The sequence below is a fragment of the Rosistilla ulvae genome (assembly GCF_007741475.1).
In the GTDB taxonomy this organism is placed as follows: Bacteria; Planctomycetota; Planctomycetia; order Pirellulales; family Pirellulaceae; genus Rosistilla; species Rosistilla ulvae.
In genome coordinates, this window is record NZ_CP036261.1 from 3,528,242 (window position 1) to 3,544,102 (window position 15,861).

Genomic DNA, 15,861 nt, shown 5'->3' on the forward strand with positions numbered 1-15,861 from the left:
ATTTAGTTCGTCAATACACACAATCACTGTCCCCCATCCGCTCATCCCTTCAAGAAAATGCAATCATGCGAATTGTTCTTCTACGATGGATTGTCGGATCAATGGACGCTCCGCATTTTCGCGGCAAAATCCGTCATCAGTTTCGCTCTTCAGGATTCTGGAAAACCATGAAGCACGTTTTCACGAGTATCGTCTGCTGCTTGCTTTTTGCAACCAATGGTCTGGACGTGTGGGCTGAACCGCCGAGTCCCCAAATTACTGTTGCAGCTGATTCGCCTGTAGCGTCTCAAAATACGCATGTGAAAGGCGACGGTGGCTTAAGCTTGACGTCGCAGAAGCCGAACATTGTGCTAATCATGGCAGATGATCTCGGCTACGGCGATCTTGGGTGTTATGGTCAGAAATTGATGTCGACGCCGCGAATTGATCAACTGGCCGCCAGCGGAATGCGGTTTACTCAAGCCTATGCGGGGGCGCCGGTTTGCACCGCGTCTCGAAGCGTCCTGATGACAGGACTGCACAACGGGCACACTCCTGCTCGGGATAACGTGCCACACTACAGCACCTACTTTCAGGAGGATGACGTCACGATTGCAGAAGTCCTCCAGCCTGCCGGCTATCGCTGCGGCGGAGTGGGCAAATGGTCGCTGGGAGATACCGGGTCCGTTGGCAGAGCGACTCATCAAGGGTTTGATTCCTGGTTCGGTTATCTCAATCAGGACCACGCTCACTATTACTACCCAGAATACCTCGACGATGACGACGGCAGACTTGAGCTGGCCGGTAACGCAGCTTCGAGAGAACACTACAGCCATGACCTGCTGACCGATCGCGCTCTCCAGTTCATCCGGGAATCTCAAGCCAGTCCGTTTTTCCTGTATGTCGCGTGGACGTTGCCACATTTCGCTGCCAAAGATGAAGACCCCGACGGCCTTACCGTTCCCTCGACAGCCCCCTACTCCGATCGAGACTGGGATGAGCGTTCCAAGAAGTATGCCGCGATGATAAACATGCTGGACAGCGATGTGGGTCGAATCCTGGACCTGCTTAGTGAACTGGAACTCGAAGAGAACACCTTGGTCATCTTCACCAGCGACCATGGTGGCCATTGGTCTGTGCCCAAACCACTCAAAACAAATGGGGCGCTTCGTGGTTACAAACGGGACCTGACCGAAGGTGGCATTCGCGTTCCCTTTATCGCTCGCTGGACCGGAACCATTTCCGCCAACCAAACCAATCGGGACGTGATTGCGTTTCAAGACATGTTGCCGACCTTCGCGGAATTGGCCGACGTAAGTCCTCCCCAGGGCATTGATGGGATTTCTGTCGTGGATGCCATGCAGGGCAAAAAACTCGATTCGACGCGTGAGTTTCTCTATTGGGATTACGGGCACTGCCGAGCCCGTTACGATCAAGCGGTTCGCTGGAAAGATTGGAAGGGAATTCGGCAGGGAGCGGGTAGCGATCTCCAGCTCTACGATCTCGCGAGCGATGTCTCTGAATCCCACAACATCGCTGCAAACCATCCCGAAATTGTGCGGCGGATCGAAGCCATGATGGACGGCGCTGTGACGCCCAGCGAGCGATACCCAATCGGAAAACGATACCGAGGCAGACCACTGTGGACTCGCGAAAAATGATTGGCTCGACGAATCGCCTCGGCATCCCCATCCTGGATCAAAAAAGGGGTCAGGACTCTTTTGCGTTGGTTCGCGAATTACCACGGTTCAATGCGTGGTCGATCGCGTTTGCCTCGTCATCGTGGTTGGGGCTTGGTGTCATTTATGGATAGAAGGCCAGTGTGGCGCCGAAAAGAGTCCTGACCCCTTTTCTCCGACAGTCTGGCGCCGAAAAGAGTCCTGACCCTTTTTTTTCGACTGGCACTACTGTGCGCGGCTCGCCAGGAACGAAGCTAGGCGGCTCGCAAGCCGGTGAACAATCGATCCAGCTGTGATTGGCATTTCCCCCAATCATACCATTGGCCTTCCGCTTCGGCGGTTGCGGTGATCCACATGCCCTGCTCGGCACCATCAATGTTTACCGCAAGACGCACTTCCATCGCGCGGAGGTCCGGAGGAAGCGTTGCCCGAATGTGGCAGTGGTTATCGCCAAACGTGACGCATGTGATCGAGTGCTCGATCGACGCCAGCGTCACTGCGAGATTCGCTAGCACTTCTCCAGGCGGTAGCGTCACGAACTCCCGGCGTTCTTTCCCCGTCTTGAAGCCAAGTTTCGCTGTGAGAGGTTGCGAGGCTTTGGCGATCGCAAGGCTTGAGATTCCCCCCATCATCGGCGAGGCCACAGCATCGATCAAGTCGAGTAGGAGTGAACTAGTGTCCCTGCCCGCGCCCGCTTTCGCCTGCGTCACGCGTTGATTGACTTCGGCGCTTTGGCTGATCCGCTCAAAGTCATAAGACTGACGCCAGTCAAACACCTCGGGCACCTCACCGAGTTGCACGCGAGTGCCACAGTTCGAGCAGAACTTCCCATTCACTTCGCATCCGCACTCACTGCAGTACATTAAACGTCTCCTTTAAGCAACGATGACTACCTTTGAGGTATCGGTAGAGAACGTTGTGGGGCCGCAATCAAACAATGCTATCAGCGAGGCGTTTTCTTTAGCTTTTTCGCGATAATTCCTAATACATTTCGTCCGCAAAAAGCAGTTTACCGGTTAGGAATGGTTGGTCTCATCACACCTCAATCCTTGCCCCGGCGGCATGGAACTCCGAGCTATCTTCGCGTGGACAGCGATTGCAAGCATTACCACCCGAAGCAATTGTTTCTGAATAGAGATAGGCTCCCTCACGCCCATCCGTGCTCCCCCGAAACAAGTTTGTGGGAGCGGAGAGCCTGATCCTAGACGCTGGCGTTTGGGCCAATTTCGGTCACCCCGCCTCGCTCCGGTGGCCAACGCCGGAGCTTTCTATTCCCACTTGCGAGAAGGGTCACCGCTCCTGTCTGTGGAATAGTCAAACCGCGATCCAGGCTTGATGCGACCGCCGCTCCGCAGCTAGATATCCAGCCGAACTACGGGAGTCGATATTGAATATCTGCCGTTGCATAACTCGCCGTTCTTTAACGGTTTGTGATACCATAATCCACTTGTAAAACGTCGCCTCGCAGGAACCGCGATGAGCGTGTTCGCCGACGCCTGCGGCTACGGGTTAAACGATTCAATCGACAACCGAACTATCACCATGAAAGCTACCTCACCGTTTCTGCTGTCGATGCTGTTGTTCTTTTTCAGTTCGCCTGCACAGGCCGCGGAGGCTCACCAACCGAACATCGTTTTCATCCTTGTGGATGATCTGGGGTGGTCCGACCTGCATTGCTACGGGCACCGTTATCACCACACTCCGCACCTTGATCGTCTGGCTGCTGAGGGGCTGCGGTTTACCGCTGGCTACTCCCCTGCCCCGATCTGTTCGGCCGCACGAGCCAGCATTCTGACGGGAAAGACGGTGGCTCGTTTGGGCTTTGAGTTTGTCACCAAAAACACTCCGGGGCGGCAGTCGCTCGATATCGATGTGCCGCTTTTGACGCCCGAACTGACGCTGAACCTGCCGACCGCGGAAGTCACGATCGCCGAGCGACTGGCGGCGGTTGGTTATCAAACAGCCTTCTTTGGCAAGTGGCACGTCAGTCAGCATTACCAGCGACGCTACCTCGCCTGGCACCCCGATTTCGGTCCGCAACAACAGGGATTTGCTGTCGCCGGCGAAGACTTTGGCGATCACCCTTATGCGTGGAACAAAAAACATCCTCCCTCACCCGCCCCCGATGGCGTGTTCCCTCGGGATTCGATGATCCAGCGGACGGCCGACTTTATCCGAAGGCAAGCCGACGCCACCAAGCCCTACTTCTTGATGGCCTCATCCTTTTATGTGCATACTCCCGTGAAGACTCGCTGCCGTTGGCTGGTCGAAAAATACGAACGTCACCTGCCCCCCGACGCCAAGCATCGCAGACAACGGCTGGAATACGCGGCGTTTGTCGAGACGCTTGATCACCACGTGGGAACGATCCTGGATGCCATCGATCAGTCGGGACAGCGAGAAAACACGTTGGTGTTCTTTATGTCCGACAACGGTGGCCACCCCGAGTATTGTGCCAACGCGCCGCTGCGTGGATCGAAATGGAACCTGTATGAAGGCGGCATACGTATTCCCATGATCGCCAGGTGGCCGGGAAAGATTGACGCAGGCGTTATCAGTGATACGCCTGTGATTGGATACGACCTGTCGCCGACATTTGTCAGCCTCGCAGGCGGCGATGCAAAAGGCGTCGACGGTATCGATATGCAGCGAGTGTTGAGGGAGCCAAGTTGGAAGCCGAACCGACATTTGCTGTGGCACTTTCCCTATTATCATCCTGAAAGAACGTTTTCGAAGGCCATCGACAAGATTGGCGTCGATGATTTCGCCACCAGCAAGACGCGACCTCAGTCCGCGCTGCGCAAAGGTAACTACAAGCTAATTCACTTCGCTGAAGACGATCGCGTGGAACTGTACGACGTCGCAGCGGATATCTCCGAAGCAAACGACCTCAGCCAGTCGCACGCGGCAATCGCTGCCCAGTTGCGAGAAACCCTGCAACAACAACTCGATGCGATGAACGCCCGCCGCGCTGTGGCGCGGGAATAGGAGAGCCGCCTCCTGACTGCGAAGCAGTTAAAGAGAATAGCCAGGAGTAAGGGATCCAAGCGTCAGCGAGATATCACGCGACCTCTTTTCTTTTCTGACCCCTCTTCTTTTTCGCGTTAACAATCACTTTTGGTAACGATACCACTGGGCAGCAGTCCTTTCTGCTGCCGCATGCGACTGCGATTTACTGCTATTTCAGCCGCCGGTATTTTAGTTAAGTGAATCGCAATGGCTAGGACTGCGCCGGCAGATGCAAACGCTTGAACTGCGATCCGACGCCCCGCTACGTCGACAAAAACAGCGAAATCATGCTCGTTCAAAATCTGTCCGGTGGATCGAACCGCTCGCCCGCAAATGGGGCTGTCGCGTCGCTCCTTTCTGTGTCGCCAATCCGAGATGCTGTCACTTCTCCGATTTGAATTTTGTTTTGCTTGCACCACTGTCGAAACATTTCGAGGTTTGAAAACCAGATCGAGCTGAAATAATAATCACCTTGTTTGGTGCGGAGTATGTAGCGCCGTGAGATTCGATTGGGCTCTGTCGGATGCGACTCGAGCACTTCGTCGACACGGGAGATCTCCATTACGGGGATCTGCCGCACATGAACCATCCACGGAGCCCATGGCAGCTTGCCAAGTTTGGGAAGCTGCAGCCGAATGGACCCTGAATTCCGTCGACCCTCAAACTCGACTCGCAAACGAAACAAGGCGACTGCGGCTACCAAGAGGAAGAAGCCCGGCACATAGGTCAATGACAGCATGAAGACTGTCGCATCAGGCCCCTGGGGATCACCATAGATGAGGAACGGAAATCCGAATAAGGACAGCGCTATGGCGACCAAGATCCAAATGATGCCCCAACGCTTCGGTAGCGTGACAATTCTTCTCTTGGTTCGATGATTCACCGTTGCACATTTTACAGAAAAGGGGTCAGGACTCTTATTCGATTTTGTCGGGGTTCGAAGGCAGCTTCCGTGGGCGTCCTCGAGGACGTAAAGTCGATTCGAGGTCGAGCCGCCGGGCAAGCGATTCAACCCATGTCTCTTCTCCGAAGGGGCTGCCGCGACGCACGGACCACCGCACTGCCTTGAGCTCCTTGTCAGTCAATGGCTCGTTCACGCGAGCAACCCAGCCAGGTAAGCGGACTCGTTTTGCTGGCTTTTATAACGCAGCTTGCGAGTGGATGGTAGCGTTTGCGTGATTCGCGGCCAGGACGTTTGAGGTACCTTGCTGCCGCCCCGCCGGGGCTTTTGATGGGCTTGCGGCGTGGATGGTCCTGTGGCTCACGCCATGGGCTACCTGCTGTGGTCCCTGCCGGGACTGGTGCAATTAGTCTGCAGACGAAAACGAAAGTCGTGACGACATCCGCTACGTTTTGCGTCGCCAACGGACTACGGGAATTGCCAAGCCAGGTGAGTGCGTGGGCTGCGACACCGACTGTGTCAGCACGGTTCGCACGCGATTGGTTGCAGTGCGATCAGCTACCGAATCGCCGACTGAGTGAGACCTTCGGCTAGCTGCGGTTGGGTTGCCGAGTTTTCAGCTGGTTCGTCCAAATGCAGTTGCAGGATGCGAAGCACTTCCTCAACCGTATCGGGATGGCTTTGCAAACGCCGATGGGTTGTCGCCACGATTCGCTCGCTATCCGCACCGTGATGGCGAGCACTCACGACCGGCACGACGCCATCGGCGGGCCCACCGATAAGCATTTTGTGGCCGTTTCCGATCACCGAATGCAGACGGATGTGCGGGGCAAGTGGTAATTGTCTCATCGCCTGGAGGGTTGGATCCTCCGGTTCCAGCATGTGAACACTTGTTGGAATATGTTTTGAATAGAAAGGAGTGATCGCCTCGCGATTGCGAGCCAGAAACGCATCGTACTCGTCGGAGAAATCGTGGGAACGTGAGACGAGAAGTGAGGCGAATTGACCGATCCATTCATCCGCGATGGGCGAACCTCCATGCGGCGTGCCGATGAAAATGGCTCGCTCCACAAACGGCGAAGGCTCAAAGAAGAACAGCTCCGAGAGGTACTCGTGCATCTGCGGGTCCGCCTGCAACGACTCGATCGGCCGCTTGGCAAACGACTTCCAAAGCGATGTTCCACTCGGGGCGACTTGCAGTTTCGTTAGCAAACCTCCCATGCTGTGGCCGATGATGACACTGCGATGGAGTGCGGGGTCGGCGGTCGTTTTCGTAAATGACGCGATCGCCTCGCTGCACTCGCGTCGCAAATCGGCAGCGGAACGGAGGAACGGACGACCGGTTGGATAGCCGAACAACCAGATCTGGTAACGCGAATTGACCCCGTCGGCCGTGCGGAGTTCGTTGATCAATCCGATCCAAGTGAGTGGATCGGAAGCCAATCCATGGACAAAAACCAACGGGATCTTGCCCGGCTGGTAGGGCTCAAGCATGATCAACTGACCACTTCGGTGCAGTCGATCGGGATGCATGAAGCCTTCGTAATTGAGATGGGGCGTGTTGTTGTTTAACCAAGCAATTGGCGCCGATAGGTCAGCCGCCAATGGAGTTTCACCTCCGTCGTCTTTCGCCAGCTCGGAGTGAACAAGCGGATTGAAAACCTCCAGCACTTGATTCGGCGTGGCTTCATCGGATTCGCGATCGCCGTCGACCGGCAGGTTTCGAAGCATCGCAGTCGCCGCGAAGGGCAATTGCGGGATCATGAATCGTTCTTGCTGATCCCGTTGTCGCAGCACCACCAGCGGAACACCCCAACCCGAGCGTCGGTGTTGGTGGGGCAAATGCTCATCCTGATACTCATCGACCGGAATCCAGCAATTGAAATCCTCCGGTTTCCAGGCGAAACCGTCGTAAACGATCGGGATAGTCACCTCGCCGTCGTCGGTGGTCAAGCGAATGCCATGGATCGGATCGATCTGCCCAAATTGTTGCGCCGACTCGATCAATCCACGCAGACTTTCGTGATACAGCTCCGCGGCGAGGTTGCGTTGCGCGTCATCGGCAAGGGAAGCGTGGTTTACCGTTTTCCACGCCAGGCGATTGGCGGCGAGATAATGGGCGGTGCAACGAGGGTCCAGATCCGCTCGCAGTTTCTCCGCGCGGGAGCACGCGGTTCGGCTCACCTCGATCGGATCACGCGAGCCGAGTTCGTCACTGGAGAGATCGGCTAGAGCGACAGCCTCGGAGCTGGATGCCACGTCTTCCAATGATCGCTCGGGAAGCCAGGAAGACCGGCAACCGAGCAGCAGCAACAGAGCTATCGCCCAAGCAGAAACAGGCGCAGGGACGCATCGACCTCGGTTTTTAATCTTGTTGAGATCGTTTTGGGAATCGCCGGCCATGTCTTCCTTGCTCGATATTCTTTTTCATTGCAATCGATCCAACGATCGCCAGACCAATCGGGCGCCGAATAACGCAGCGAGATCCGTGGACGATGCAGAGTAGAGAAATACTGGAGGGAGGAAAAGACGAAACATGGGGGATGTCCCTACCGCTTCCATTTCCCGCCGATGTGCGGTTCGGCTGAAGCCTAGACGCCAGCTCACGTCCCCGATTGCCGCATGAGGTGGTGCGGGGGCAGTTGCTTTTTTTGCCACCGAGTTCACCGAGGACACAGAGGGTTGTTGTGGTTGATGAATTCCCTCTGTGGACTCAGTGACCTCGGTGGCTAAGGTTTCGCTTGATTGCGATCTAGTTTTCCGAGGCGTGGGTTGGCTGAAGCCTAGACGCCAGCTCTCGTCACCGATTGCTGCATGGGGTGCCGATGGGGAGTTGTTTTTTTGCCACCGAGTTCACCGAGGACACAGAGGTTTGTCGCGGTTGATGGATTTCCTCTGTGGACTCAGTGACCTCGGTGGCTAAGGTTCGCTTGTTTACGTTCTAGTTTGCCGAGGCGCGGATCGGCTGAAGCCTAGACGCCGGTTCACGTCACCGATTGCCGCATGGGGTGCCGGGGGCAGTTGTTCTTTTTGCCACCGAGTTCACCGAGAACACAGAAGGGTTTGGTGGTTGCAGGATTTCCTCTGTGGACTCAGTGACCTCGGTGGCTATGGTTTCGCTTGTTTGCGTTTTAGTTATCCGAGTCGCGGTTCAGCTGAAGCCTAGACGCCGGTTCACGTCACCGATTGCCGCATGGGGTGCCGGTGGGGAGTTGTTTTTTTGCCACCGAGTTCACCGAGGACACTGAGGGTTGTCGTGGTTGATGAATTCCCTCTGTGGACTTGGTGACCTCGGTGGCTAAGGTTTCGCTTGTTTGCGTTCTAGTTTGCCGATGCGCGGTTCGGCTGAAGCCTAGACGCCAGATCTCGTCACCGATTGCCGCATGGGGTGCCGATGGGGAGTTGTTCTTTTTGCCGGTTTGACTTATTACGTTTGCGGGTCGTTGATGAAACGCGCGTCGGATCGATTGAACGAGACAGCACGTGTTGGCGACGTAACGTCATTAATACGTTTCCGACGCAAGAAAGGGACCTACCGAATCGAAACAGAGAAATGCTTGGATCGACAACATGGATGCAGTTGTTGCATCGCAGTACCGGATTGTTTGGTTGCAACCGATGTGGTTTGATGCGACCTGGTGCTGTGACTCCGTTCGCGTGATCCTCTAGCTACTACAAGAAGACTCAGCCCATGCGAACGGAGTCGCGGGACAACTTGGCAACTTGTGTCGAACCTCACAGGAAATCGGAACTACGGGATCCCCATGACCAACGACTTTGCTTCGTTGTTTCGTCCGCTCGGCTTGGCTGCTCGTTTGGCCTTTGCTGGCGTTGCGATCTCGATCGCCACGGCTGCGGTGGGGGCCGATTGGACGGTGCCGTTGGCCGGGAACGCGTATCGCGCACCGGTCGATCGCGGTGGGCGGCTCTTTTCGCCCGACGGAGCACTTCGTGTCAGCGATGGGGACGCAACCGATTCGGTCTATTTTCATGTCGACCGACCGGGAGTGATCTCGCTTGCCCTGCGAGCTCGCGCCGTCGATGGTGACGCAGCGATCGAAGCTCGCGTTGGCGATCATCGACTGACAACGTCGGTACGCGGCGCGGAGGAGAACGCATATCCGCTGGGCGAGGTCTCGGTTGCCGCCGCCGGGTACGTGCGCGTCGATCTACAGGCGAGTGGTGGAAAAGCGGAGGTCTCCCAATTGGTCGTCCAGTCGGACGTCGACGGGATGACACTCGACTACGTCAAGAACAACGAAGGGGACATGTACTACTGGGGCCGCCGCGGTCCATCGGTCCATCTTCAATATGAAACTCCCGCGAAGATCGATCTGACCTATGCCTACAGCGAGCTCACAGTCCCCGAAGGGCAGGACGCGTTGGGGGCCTATTACATGGCCAATGGTTTTGGCGAAGGTTATTTTGGGATCCAGGTGAACAGCCCCGGCGAGCGGCGCGTGCTGTTTTCGGTGTGGAGTCCCTTTCGGACCGACAATCCCAAAGAGATTCCCGAAGATCAACGTGTCGCGACGCTGGCGAAAGGGGAGGGCGTCACGGCCAAGGACTTTGGCAATGAAGGCTCGGGCGGGCAGAGTTATCTTGTCTATCCATGGACTGCGGGGACGACCTATCGTTTCCTGACCGAAGTTAAACCGGACGGCGAGGGGAACACGATCTATACGTCCTGGTTTGGCGACAAAGCGAAGGGAACTTGGCGGTTGATCGCTAGTTTTCGCAGGCCCAAGACCGACCGTCACCTGACCGGCTTCCACAGCTTTCTGGAGAACTTCATCCCCGATTTTGGAGCCCTTCCGCGAACAGCCAACTACGGCAACCAATGGGTTTGCGACGTCGACGGCAACTGGCACGAGATCCCCCGTGCTCGGTTAACCGGCGACAACACAGCTCGCGGCGGACATCGGCTCGATTACGCCTGCGGAGCTGTCGGTAAGCACTTCTTTATGAAGCACTGCGGCTTCTTTTCGCCGCGCGTCGCGTTGGACCAAACGTTCCAACGCGAACCGGACGCGGGTTCGAGACCGGCTATCGAATTCGATCGCTTGCCTCGCGGCTAGATCAGCCCCATCGACTGAATCGCATCGGCAACGCCCATGAATCCTGCGATGTTTGCTCCCAAGGCGTAGTTGCCGGGGGCTCCGAATTCGTCGGCGGTTTCCAAACAACGATCGTGAATATCTTTCATGATCAGCGCCAACTTGCGGTCGGTGTATTCGAACGACCACGCGTCGCGTGACGCGTTTTGCTGCATCTCCAGCGCGCTCGTCGCGACACCGCCGGCATTGGCAGCTTTGCCAGGAGCGTAGCCGACCTTCGATCCCAACAACAATTCGGTCCCTTGGGGCGTCGTCGGCATGTTTGCTCCTTCAGCGACCACGATACAACCGTTCTGGATCAACGATGCCGCATCTTTGCCGGTCAGTTCGTTTTGCGTGGCACAGGGAAGTGCAACGTCGCATTCGATCTGCCAAATGTTTCCCTTGCGTTGATACTTCGCGTGTTTTCGCGTTTCGCAATACTTCTCGATCGGCAGTCGATCGACTTCTTTGATCTTCTTGAGCGTCGGCAGGTCGATCCCTTCCTGGTCGTAGATCACGCCGGTGGAATCGGAACAAGCGACGACGCGGCCGCCGAGTTCGGTCACCTTTTCGATCGCGTAGATCGCAACATTTCCCGCTCCCGAGACGACACAGGTCTTGCCCTGCAACGAATCGGATCGGGCGGCCAGCATCTCTTGGACAAAGTAGACCAGCCCATAACCTGTCGCTTCGGTCCGCACCAACGCGCCGCCGTAGTGAAGCCCCTTGCCGGTCAAGACTCCCGATTCGTAGCGATTGCAGATCCTCTTATATTGTCCAAACAGGTAACCGACCTCCCGCTTGCCGACGCCGATGTCGCCGGCGGGAACGTCGGTGTATTCGCCGATGTGTCGATACAGTTCGGTCATGAAGCTCTGGCAAAAACGCATCACCTCCGAATCGCTGCGGCCCTTAGGATCAAAGTCGCTGCCTCCCTTGGCTCCGCCGATCGGCATCCCCGTCAACGCGTTCTTGAAGATCTGTTCGAAGCCAAGGAACTTGATGATCGAAAGGTTGACCGACGGATGGAACCGCAAGCCGCCTTTATAAGGTCCGAGCGCACTGTTGAATTGAACCCGAAAGCCGCGGTTGATGTGGACTTCGCCACGGTCGTCCTGCCATGGAACGCGGAAGATGATCTGCCGCTCGGGTTCGCAGATCCGTTCGATGATCTTCTGTTCGGCAAACGTGGGGTATTTGGCCAGGACCGGCCCCATCGACGACAGAACTTCTTTCACCGCTTGGATGAATTCGGCTTCACCCTGGTTGCGTTGCTGAACATTCCAAAATACCGATTCTAATTTTTCGTCCATCGTAACCTGTGTCTTTCGGGAACGGCTCTATTGATATCGTGTGACGGAGCGGCACAGGCAATTGGTATGCCAATCATGCAATCTGTTGGCGTCTTTCTCGAAAGTCGTTGACTGAGCCATCGATTCGTCAACTGCGGGGGACATCGCGTAAACGGTGGTTGACGATTGGCGGGTTGCGGCGAAGCGGATCGGGACGGCTGAGTGCGGGTTTCTCAGGGGTTGGCGCGCGTTTCACTCGAATCTGCGGTCCGGAAATTTGTCGCGAGGAATAGCGACTGTTGGAACGGCGTTTGCATCACCATAAATGCCGTGCTGATTGCCGAGAATGCTCCCTTTACCTGAAGGAAAATTAGACGTGTCGACTCAAATGAAACCGCGCGAGATTCTGGTCCAAACCAACCATGGCCTGATCTTCACCGTAGTTGTCCCGCAAGAAAGCGAAGAAGCTCAATCGCCTGCTTCGATCGCTAGTAGCCAGTTCGGGACGGCGGCGGAGTCGAGTCGCGGGGGGCAGCCGCGAACGGCGGCTGTGCGGAACGCTTCCTGACCCCGCAGTGGCTAAGACCCGCATCGTTGATCGCCACCAACGGGGCAACTATGATTTGCATGCACTCTCTCCCAAGCGGTGCATCGCGGCGACTGTCGGCACCAGCTGACGTTGCCGCGCACCGTCACCAACGGAAATCGATCCATGCAAATCTTCCCACGCTTGCTTTGTGTCGCAGCGGTCGCCGCTGCGGCCTGCTGTTTCTCTGCTCTATCGGCCCACGCTGCCGGGCCCACTAAACATGTTGTTGTGGTCAGCCTCGATGGGCTCGCCGCCTATCTCGTCGACGACCCCAAAGTGCCCCTGCCCACGATCCGGCGGCTAGCTCGCGAAGGAAGCATCGTCGCCGGCGGCATGATCCCTTCGAACCCGTCGGTCACCTGGCCTAATCACACAACGCTCGTCACCGGTGCCCGTCCCGAGAAGCATGGCGTGTTAGCCAATGGAGTCTTGGTGCGAGGGCCGATCGGTGTGCCGACCACGATCGATTCGCGTCGCGACCAAAGCGATCTCGTCCGAATTCCGACAATCGTCGACGCCGCGCACGCCGCGGGGCTTTCGACCGCTGAGATCAATTGGCCCTGCACGCGTGGTTCGAAATCGTTCGACGATCAATTCCCCGATGTCCCCGACGCGCTGCAGCACAGCACGCCGCGGCTACGCAAAGAACTCGTCGAACTGGGGCTGTTGGTCGACGAGACCGATGCCTCGTTCCGCAAGCTTAGCACCGTCGGCCGCGATTACGTCTGGACCGAAGCCGCTTGCCATCTGATCCGCACGCGGAAGCCGAACCTGACGTTGATCCATCTGTTAAACGTCGACAGCGTCCATCATAACCGGGGCCCTCAAACGCCTGAGGGGTACACCGCCAACGCTTATGCCGACATGTGCCTTGCTAGAATCGTTGCGGCGATCGACGAGGCGGGAATCCGCGATCAAACCACGTTGATCGTCCTTTCGGATCACGGATTCACGAGGACTCCCAAAGCGGTCCGGCCCAACGTCTTGCTGCGTCAGGCGGGGCTATTGAAGGCGGAGGCGGGGAAGATTCGCGAGGCGCAGGTGCATGTCGTTCCCGAGGGAGGCATTGGCCTGGTCTATTGCACCAACCCCGGCGAAGCGGCGCAGCAAGCCGACGCGTTCAAGAAGATGTTCGTCGGTCTCGAAGGCGTCGCCGACGTCGTGCTGCCCGACGGCTTTGCTGAGATCGGTCTGCTGCATCCTCGCGAATACAACCAGTCTCCCGACGCGGTTCTCGTTGCCGCCGATGGCTATTCGGTTTCGGGCTCGGTCGACGGCGAAACGCTTGTCGCCAGCAATACCGAAGCGAAAACAGCGATCGGTTCGCACGGGTTCGTCTCGACGCTGCCGAAGATGAAAGCGCTTTGTCTACTTTCGGGAGCAGGAATCCGCAGCGGTATCGAGCTGCCGACGATCGAAAATATCGACATCGCCCCCACTGTCGCTAAACTGTTGGAGTTGGATTACCCGTACAGCGACGGCAAACCATTGACCGCTGCAATGAAATAGCCCCCGCCACGAACAATCTCCCTCCACTTCCCCACCGCCGACGATCCCACCATGCCCAACCGATTCCATCGCATTTTGTTTCTAGAACTCGCTTGTCTCCTGGCTCTTCCGCTGGCAGTGCGGTCGGCGACCGCTCAAACGCCCGATCCGATCGCTGCCTTGCAAGCGGCAGCGGTTGAAGCACGGGCTGCCGATTGGGGACATTGGGGCCCCGATCCGGACAGCTATTCCAGCTGGCGGAGTCACAGCAACCGGCTGATCCCGGTCTATTCGTTTGGCATGGATATGAAGTCGGTCTCGGGAGCGAAGAGCGTCTACCGCGACGAAGCGGCGATCGAGCGATTGTATGGACAGGTTCCCGAAGGGACGCTGAATCCCGAGGCGGAATACTTCGACCAAACCGACGTCTACCGATTGCAGCAAGCGGCTGTCGACGCCGGGAAGAAACGGGTGATCTTGTTCGTCTTCGATGGGATGGATTGGCACACGACGCGCGCCGCCGCGATCGCAAAGCTTGGCAAAGTTGCCTACAGCGAGGGGCGAGGCGAGGGGCTGGCGTTTCTCGACTACCGCGGTGCGAAAACCGATTACGGCTATTTCGTAACCAGCCCGCACAACGACGGCACTTCGGTGAGCGTCGACAAGCAGCGGGTGACCAATCCCGGTGGGAAACTGCGAGGCGGTTACGACTTCCAACGCTGCGGCGATGCACCTTGGAAACCGATCACCGATGCCGAATATCCGATCGGCAAGAGCAAAGAGCAACCGCACGCCTACACCGATTCGGCTTCTTCGGCGACTTCGCTGACCGCCGGCATCAAGACCTACAACAATTCGGTGAATGTCGATGCGATGGGGCGCGAAGTCCTGCCGATCGCGCGAACCTTGCAAGAGGATGGCTTTGCCGTTGGCGTCGTGACCAGCGTTCCGATCAGCCATGCGACACCCGCATGTGCTTACGCTAACAACGTCCATCGCAACGACTACCAAGACATCACCCGCGATCAGATCGGCCGTCCATCGATCTATCATCCCGGCGGCCTTCCAGGGCTGGACGTTTTGATTGGATGCGGTTGGGGGATCGACACCGAGAAAGATGGTGGCCAGGGAAAGAACTTCGTCCCGGGGAACAAATACCTGACCGAAGAGGACCTGAAGGCGATCGATGTTGCCAACGGCGGTAAATACGTGATCGCTCAGCGAACCCCGGGCTCCGAGGGGACCGAGGTTTTGTCGGCTGCCGTTGCAAACGCGATCGCCGATAAGAACCGACTGTTCGGCTATTTCGGCGTCGGCGGAGGCCATCTTCCGTATCAGACCGCCGATGGAAAGTACGATCCGGTCGCCAGCATCGGTGGCAGCAAGGTCCAAAAAGCGGAGGCCTACAGCGAAGCGGACGTGAGCGAAAACATCAACCTGCGGCAGATGGCCGTTGCCGCGATGGAAGTGCTCGATTCGCGCAGCGACCGCTGGTGGTTGATGGTTGAATCGGGAGACGTCGACTGGGCCAGCCACTCCAACAACATCGACAACGCGATCGGCGCGGTCCACAGCGGCGACGATGCCTTCGAAGGCGTGGTCAAGTGGATCGAAGAGAACGGCGGATGGGAAGACACCGCTCTGTTCTTAACCTCCGACCACGGACACTATTTTCAGTTGACGCAGCCCGAAGCGTTGGCGAAAACAGCTCCAACGCCGTAGCGAGGAATCGCTGAAAACTTTGTTGGGATCAGCGGCGTGTCTTACGGTCGACGCGGATCGCTCGGGTTACAATCATCGGCTTCATTAGCTCGAGCGTCGCGGC

At 57.1% G+C, this 15,861-nt stretch carries 10 protein-coding genes; 6 read left to right on the top strand and 4 right to left on the bottom strand.

The window, feature by feature from the left end; all coding sequences use genetic code 11:
* Positions 1-101 precede the first annotated feature (101 nt).
* Entirely contained in the window at positions 102-1,640 is a 1,539-nt protein-coding gene (locus EC9_RS12490; RefSeq protein ID WP_246106098.1) for an arylsulfatase, read from the top strand.
* Positions 1,641-1,912: 272 nt separating this feature from the next.
* Here the strand turns inward: EC9_RS12490 and EC9_RS12495 are convergent, their stop codons facing one another.
* The gene (locus tag EC9_RS12495; protein WP_145345637.1) at positions 1,913-2,521 is read right to left on the bottom strand and encodes a zinc ribbon domain-containing protein; all 609 of its coding nucleotides are present in this window, start codon (positions 2,519-2,521) and stop codon (positions 1,913-1,915) included.
* A gap of 679 nt (positions 2,522-3,200) precedes the next feature.
* On the opposite strand from EC9_RS12495, the gene EC9_RS12500 reads away from it, so the two are divergent.
* Entirely contained in the window at positions 3,201-4,646 is a 1,446-nt protein-coding gene (locus EC9_RS12500) for a sulfatase (protein ID WP_145345639.1), read from the top strand.
* A 316-nt stretch (positions 4,647-4,962) separates the two neighbouring features.
* Here EC9_RS12500 and EC9_RS12505 read toward each other — a convergent pair whose 3' ends face one another.
* Together EC9_RS12505 and EC9_RS12515 are read right to left on the bottom strand one after the other, a co-directional pair.
* Positions 4,963-5,550 carry a hypothetical protein gene (locus EC9_RS12505; protein ID WP_145345641.1) on the bottom strand — a complete coding sequence of 196 codons (588 nt, stop codon included), beginning with the start codon at positions 5,548-5,550 and terminating at the stop codon, positions 4,963-4,965.
* A 576-nt stretch (positions 5,551-6,126) separates the two neighbouring features.
* The gene (locus EC9_RS12515; RefSeq protein WP_218934769.1) at positions 6,127-7,827 is read right to left on the bottom strand and encodes an esterase/lipase family protein; all 1,701 of its coding nucleotides are present in this window, start codon (positions 7,825-7,827) and stop codon (positions 6,127-6,129) included.
* 1,505 nt (positions 7,828-9,332) lie between these two features.
* Between EC9_RS12515 and EC9_RS12520 the strand changes: the two genes are divergently transcribed.
* On the top strand, positions 9,333-10,646 hold the full coding sequence (locus EC9_RS12520) for a DUF3472 domain-containing protein (RefSeq protein WP_218934770.1): 1,314 nt from the start codon (positions 9,333-9,335) through the stop codon (positions 10,644-10,646).
* Here EC9_RS12520 and gdhA read toward each other — a convergent pair.
* On the bottom strand, positions 10,643-11,980 hold the full coding sequence (gdhA, locus tag EC9_RS12525) for an NADP-specific glutamate dehydrogenase (protein WP_145345645.1): 1,338 nt from the start codon (positions 11,978-11,980) through the stop codon (positions 10,643-10,645). The genes EC9_RS12520 and gdhA overlap by 4 nt on opposite strands.
* A 355-nt stretch (positions 11,981-12,335) precedes the next feature.
* Here gdhA and EC9_RS12530 point away from each other — a divergent pair, with 355 nt between their 5' ends.
* The 3 genes from EC9_RS12530 to EC9_RS12540 all read left to right on the top strand — a co-directional run bounded on the left by EC9_RS12530 (position 12,336) and on the right by EC9_RS12540 (position 15,758).
* Positions 12,336-12,527 (top strand): hypothetical protein, encoded by a 192-nt coding sequence (locus EC9_RS12530; RefSeq protein ID WP_145289098.1) that lies wholly within the window; start codon positions 12,336-12,338, stop codon positions 12,525-12,527.
* Between the two features lie 144 nt (positions 12,528-12,671).
* On the top strand, positions 12,672-14,057 hold the full coding sequence (locus EC9_RS12535) for an alkaline phosphatase family protein (protein WP_145345647.1): 1,386 nt from the start codon (positions 12,672-12,674) through the stop codon (positions 14,055-14,057).
* 51 nt (positions 14,058-14,108) lie between these two features.
* Positions 14,109-15,758: an alkaline phosphatase gene (locus EC9_RS12540; protein WP_145345648.1), complete on the top strand. Its 1,650-nt coding sequence runs from the start codon at positions 14,109-14,111 to the stop codon at positions 15,756-15,758.
* Positions 15,759-15,861 lie beyond the last annotated feature (103 nt).

Coding starts and splice junctions, on each gene's coding strand:
- EC9_RS12490 (WP_246106098.1), top strand. CDS start 102: ATGGACGCTCCGCATTTTCGCGGCAAAATCCGTCATCAGTTTCGCTCT.
- EC9_RS12495 (WP_145345637.1), bottom strand. CDS start 2,521: ATGTACTGCAGTGAGTGCGGATGCGAAGTGAATGGGAAGTTCTGCTCG.
- EC9_RS12500 (WP_145345639.1), top strand. CDS start 3,201: ATGAAAGCTACCTCACCGTTTCTGCTGTCGATGCTGTTGTTCTTTTTC.
- EC9_RS12520 (WP_218934770.1), top strand. CDS start 9,333: ATGACCAACGACTTTGCTTCGTTGTTTCGTCCGCTCGGCTTGGCTGCT.
- gdhA (WP_145345645.1), bottom strand. CDS start 11,980: ATGGACGAAAAATTAGAATCGGTATTTTGGAATGTTCAGCAACGCAAC.
- EC9_RS12535 (WP_145345647.1), top strand. CDS start 12,672: ATGCAAATCTTCCCACGCTTGCTTTGTGTCGCAGCGGTCGCCGCTGCG.
- EC9_RS12540 (WP_145345648.1), top strand. CDS start 14,109: ATGCCCAACCGATTCCATCGCATTTTGTTTCTAGAACTCGCTTGTCTC.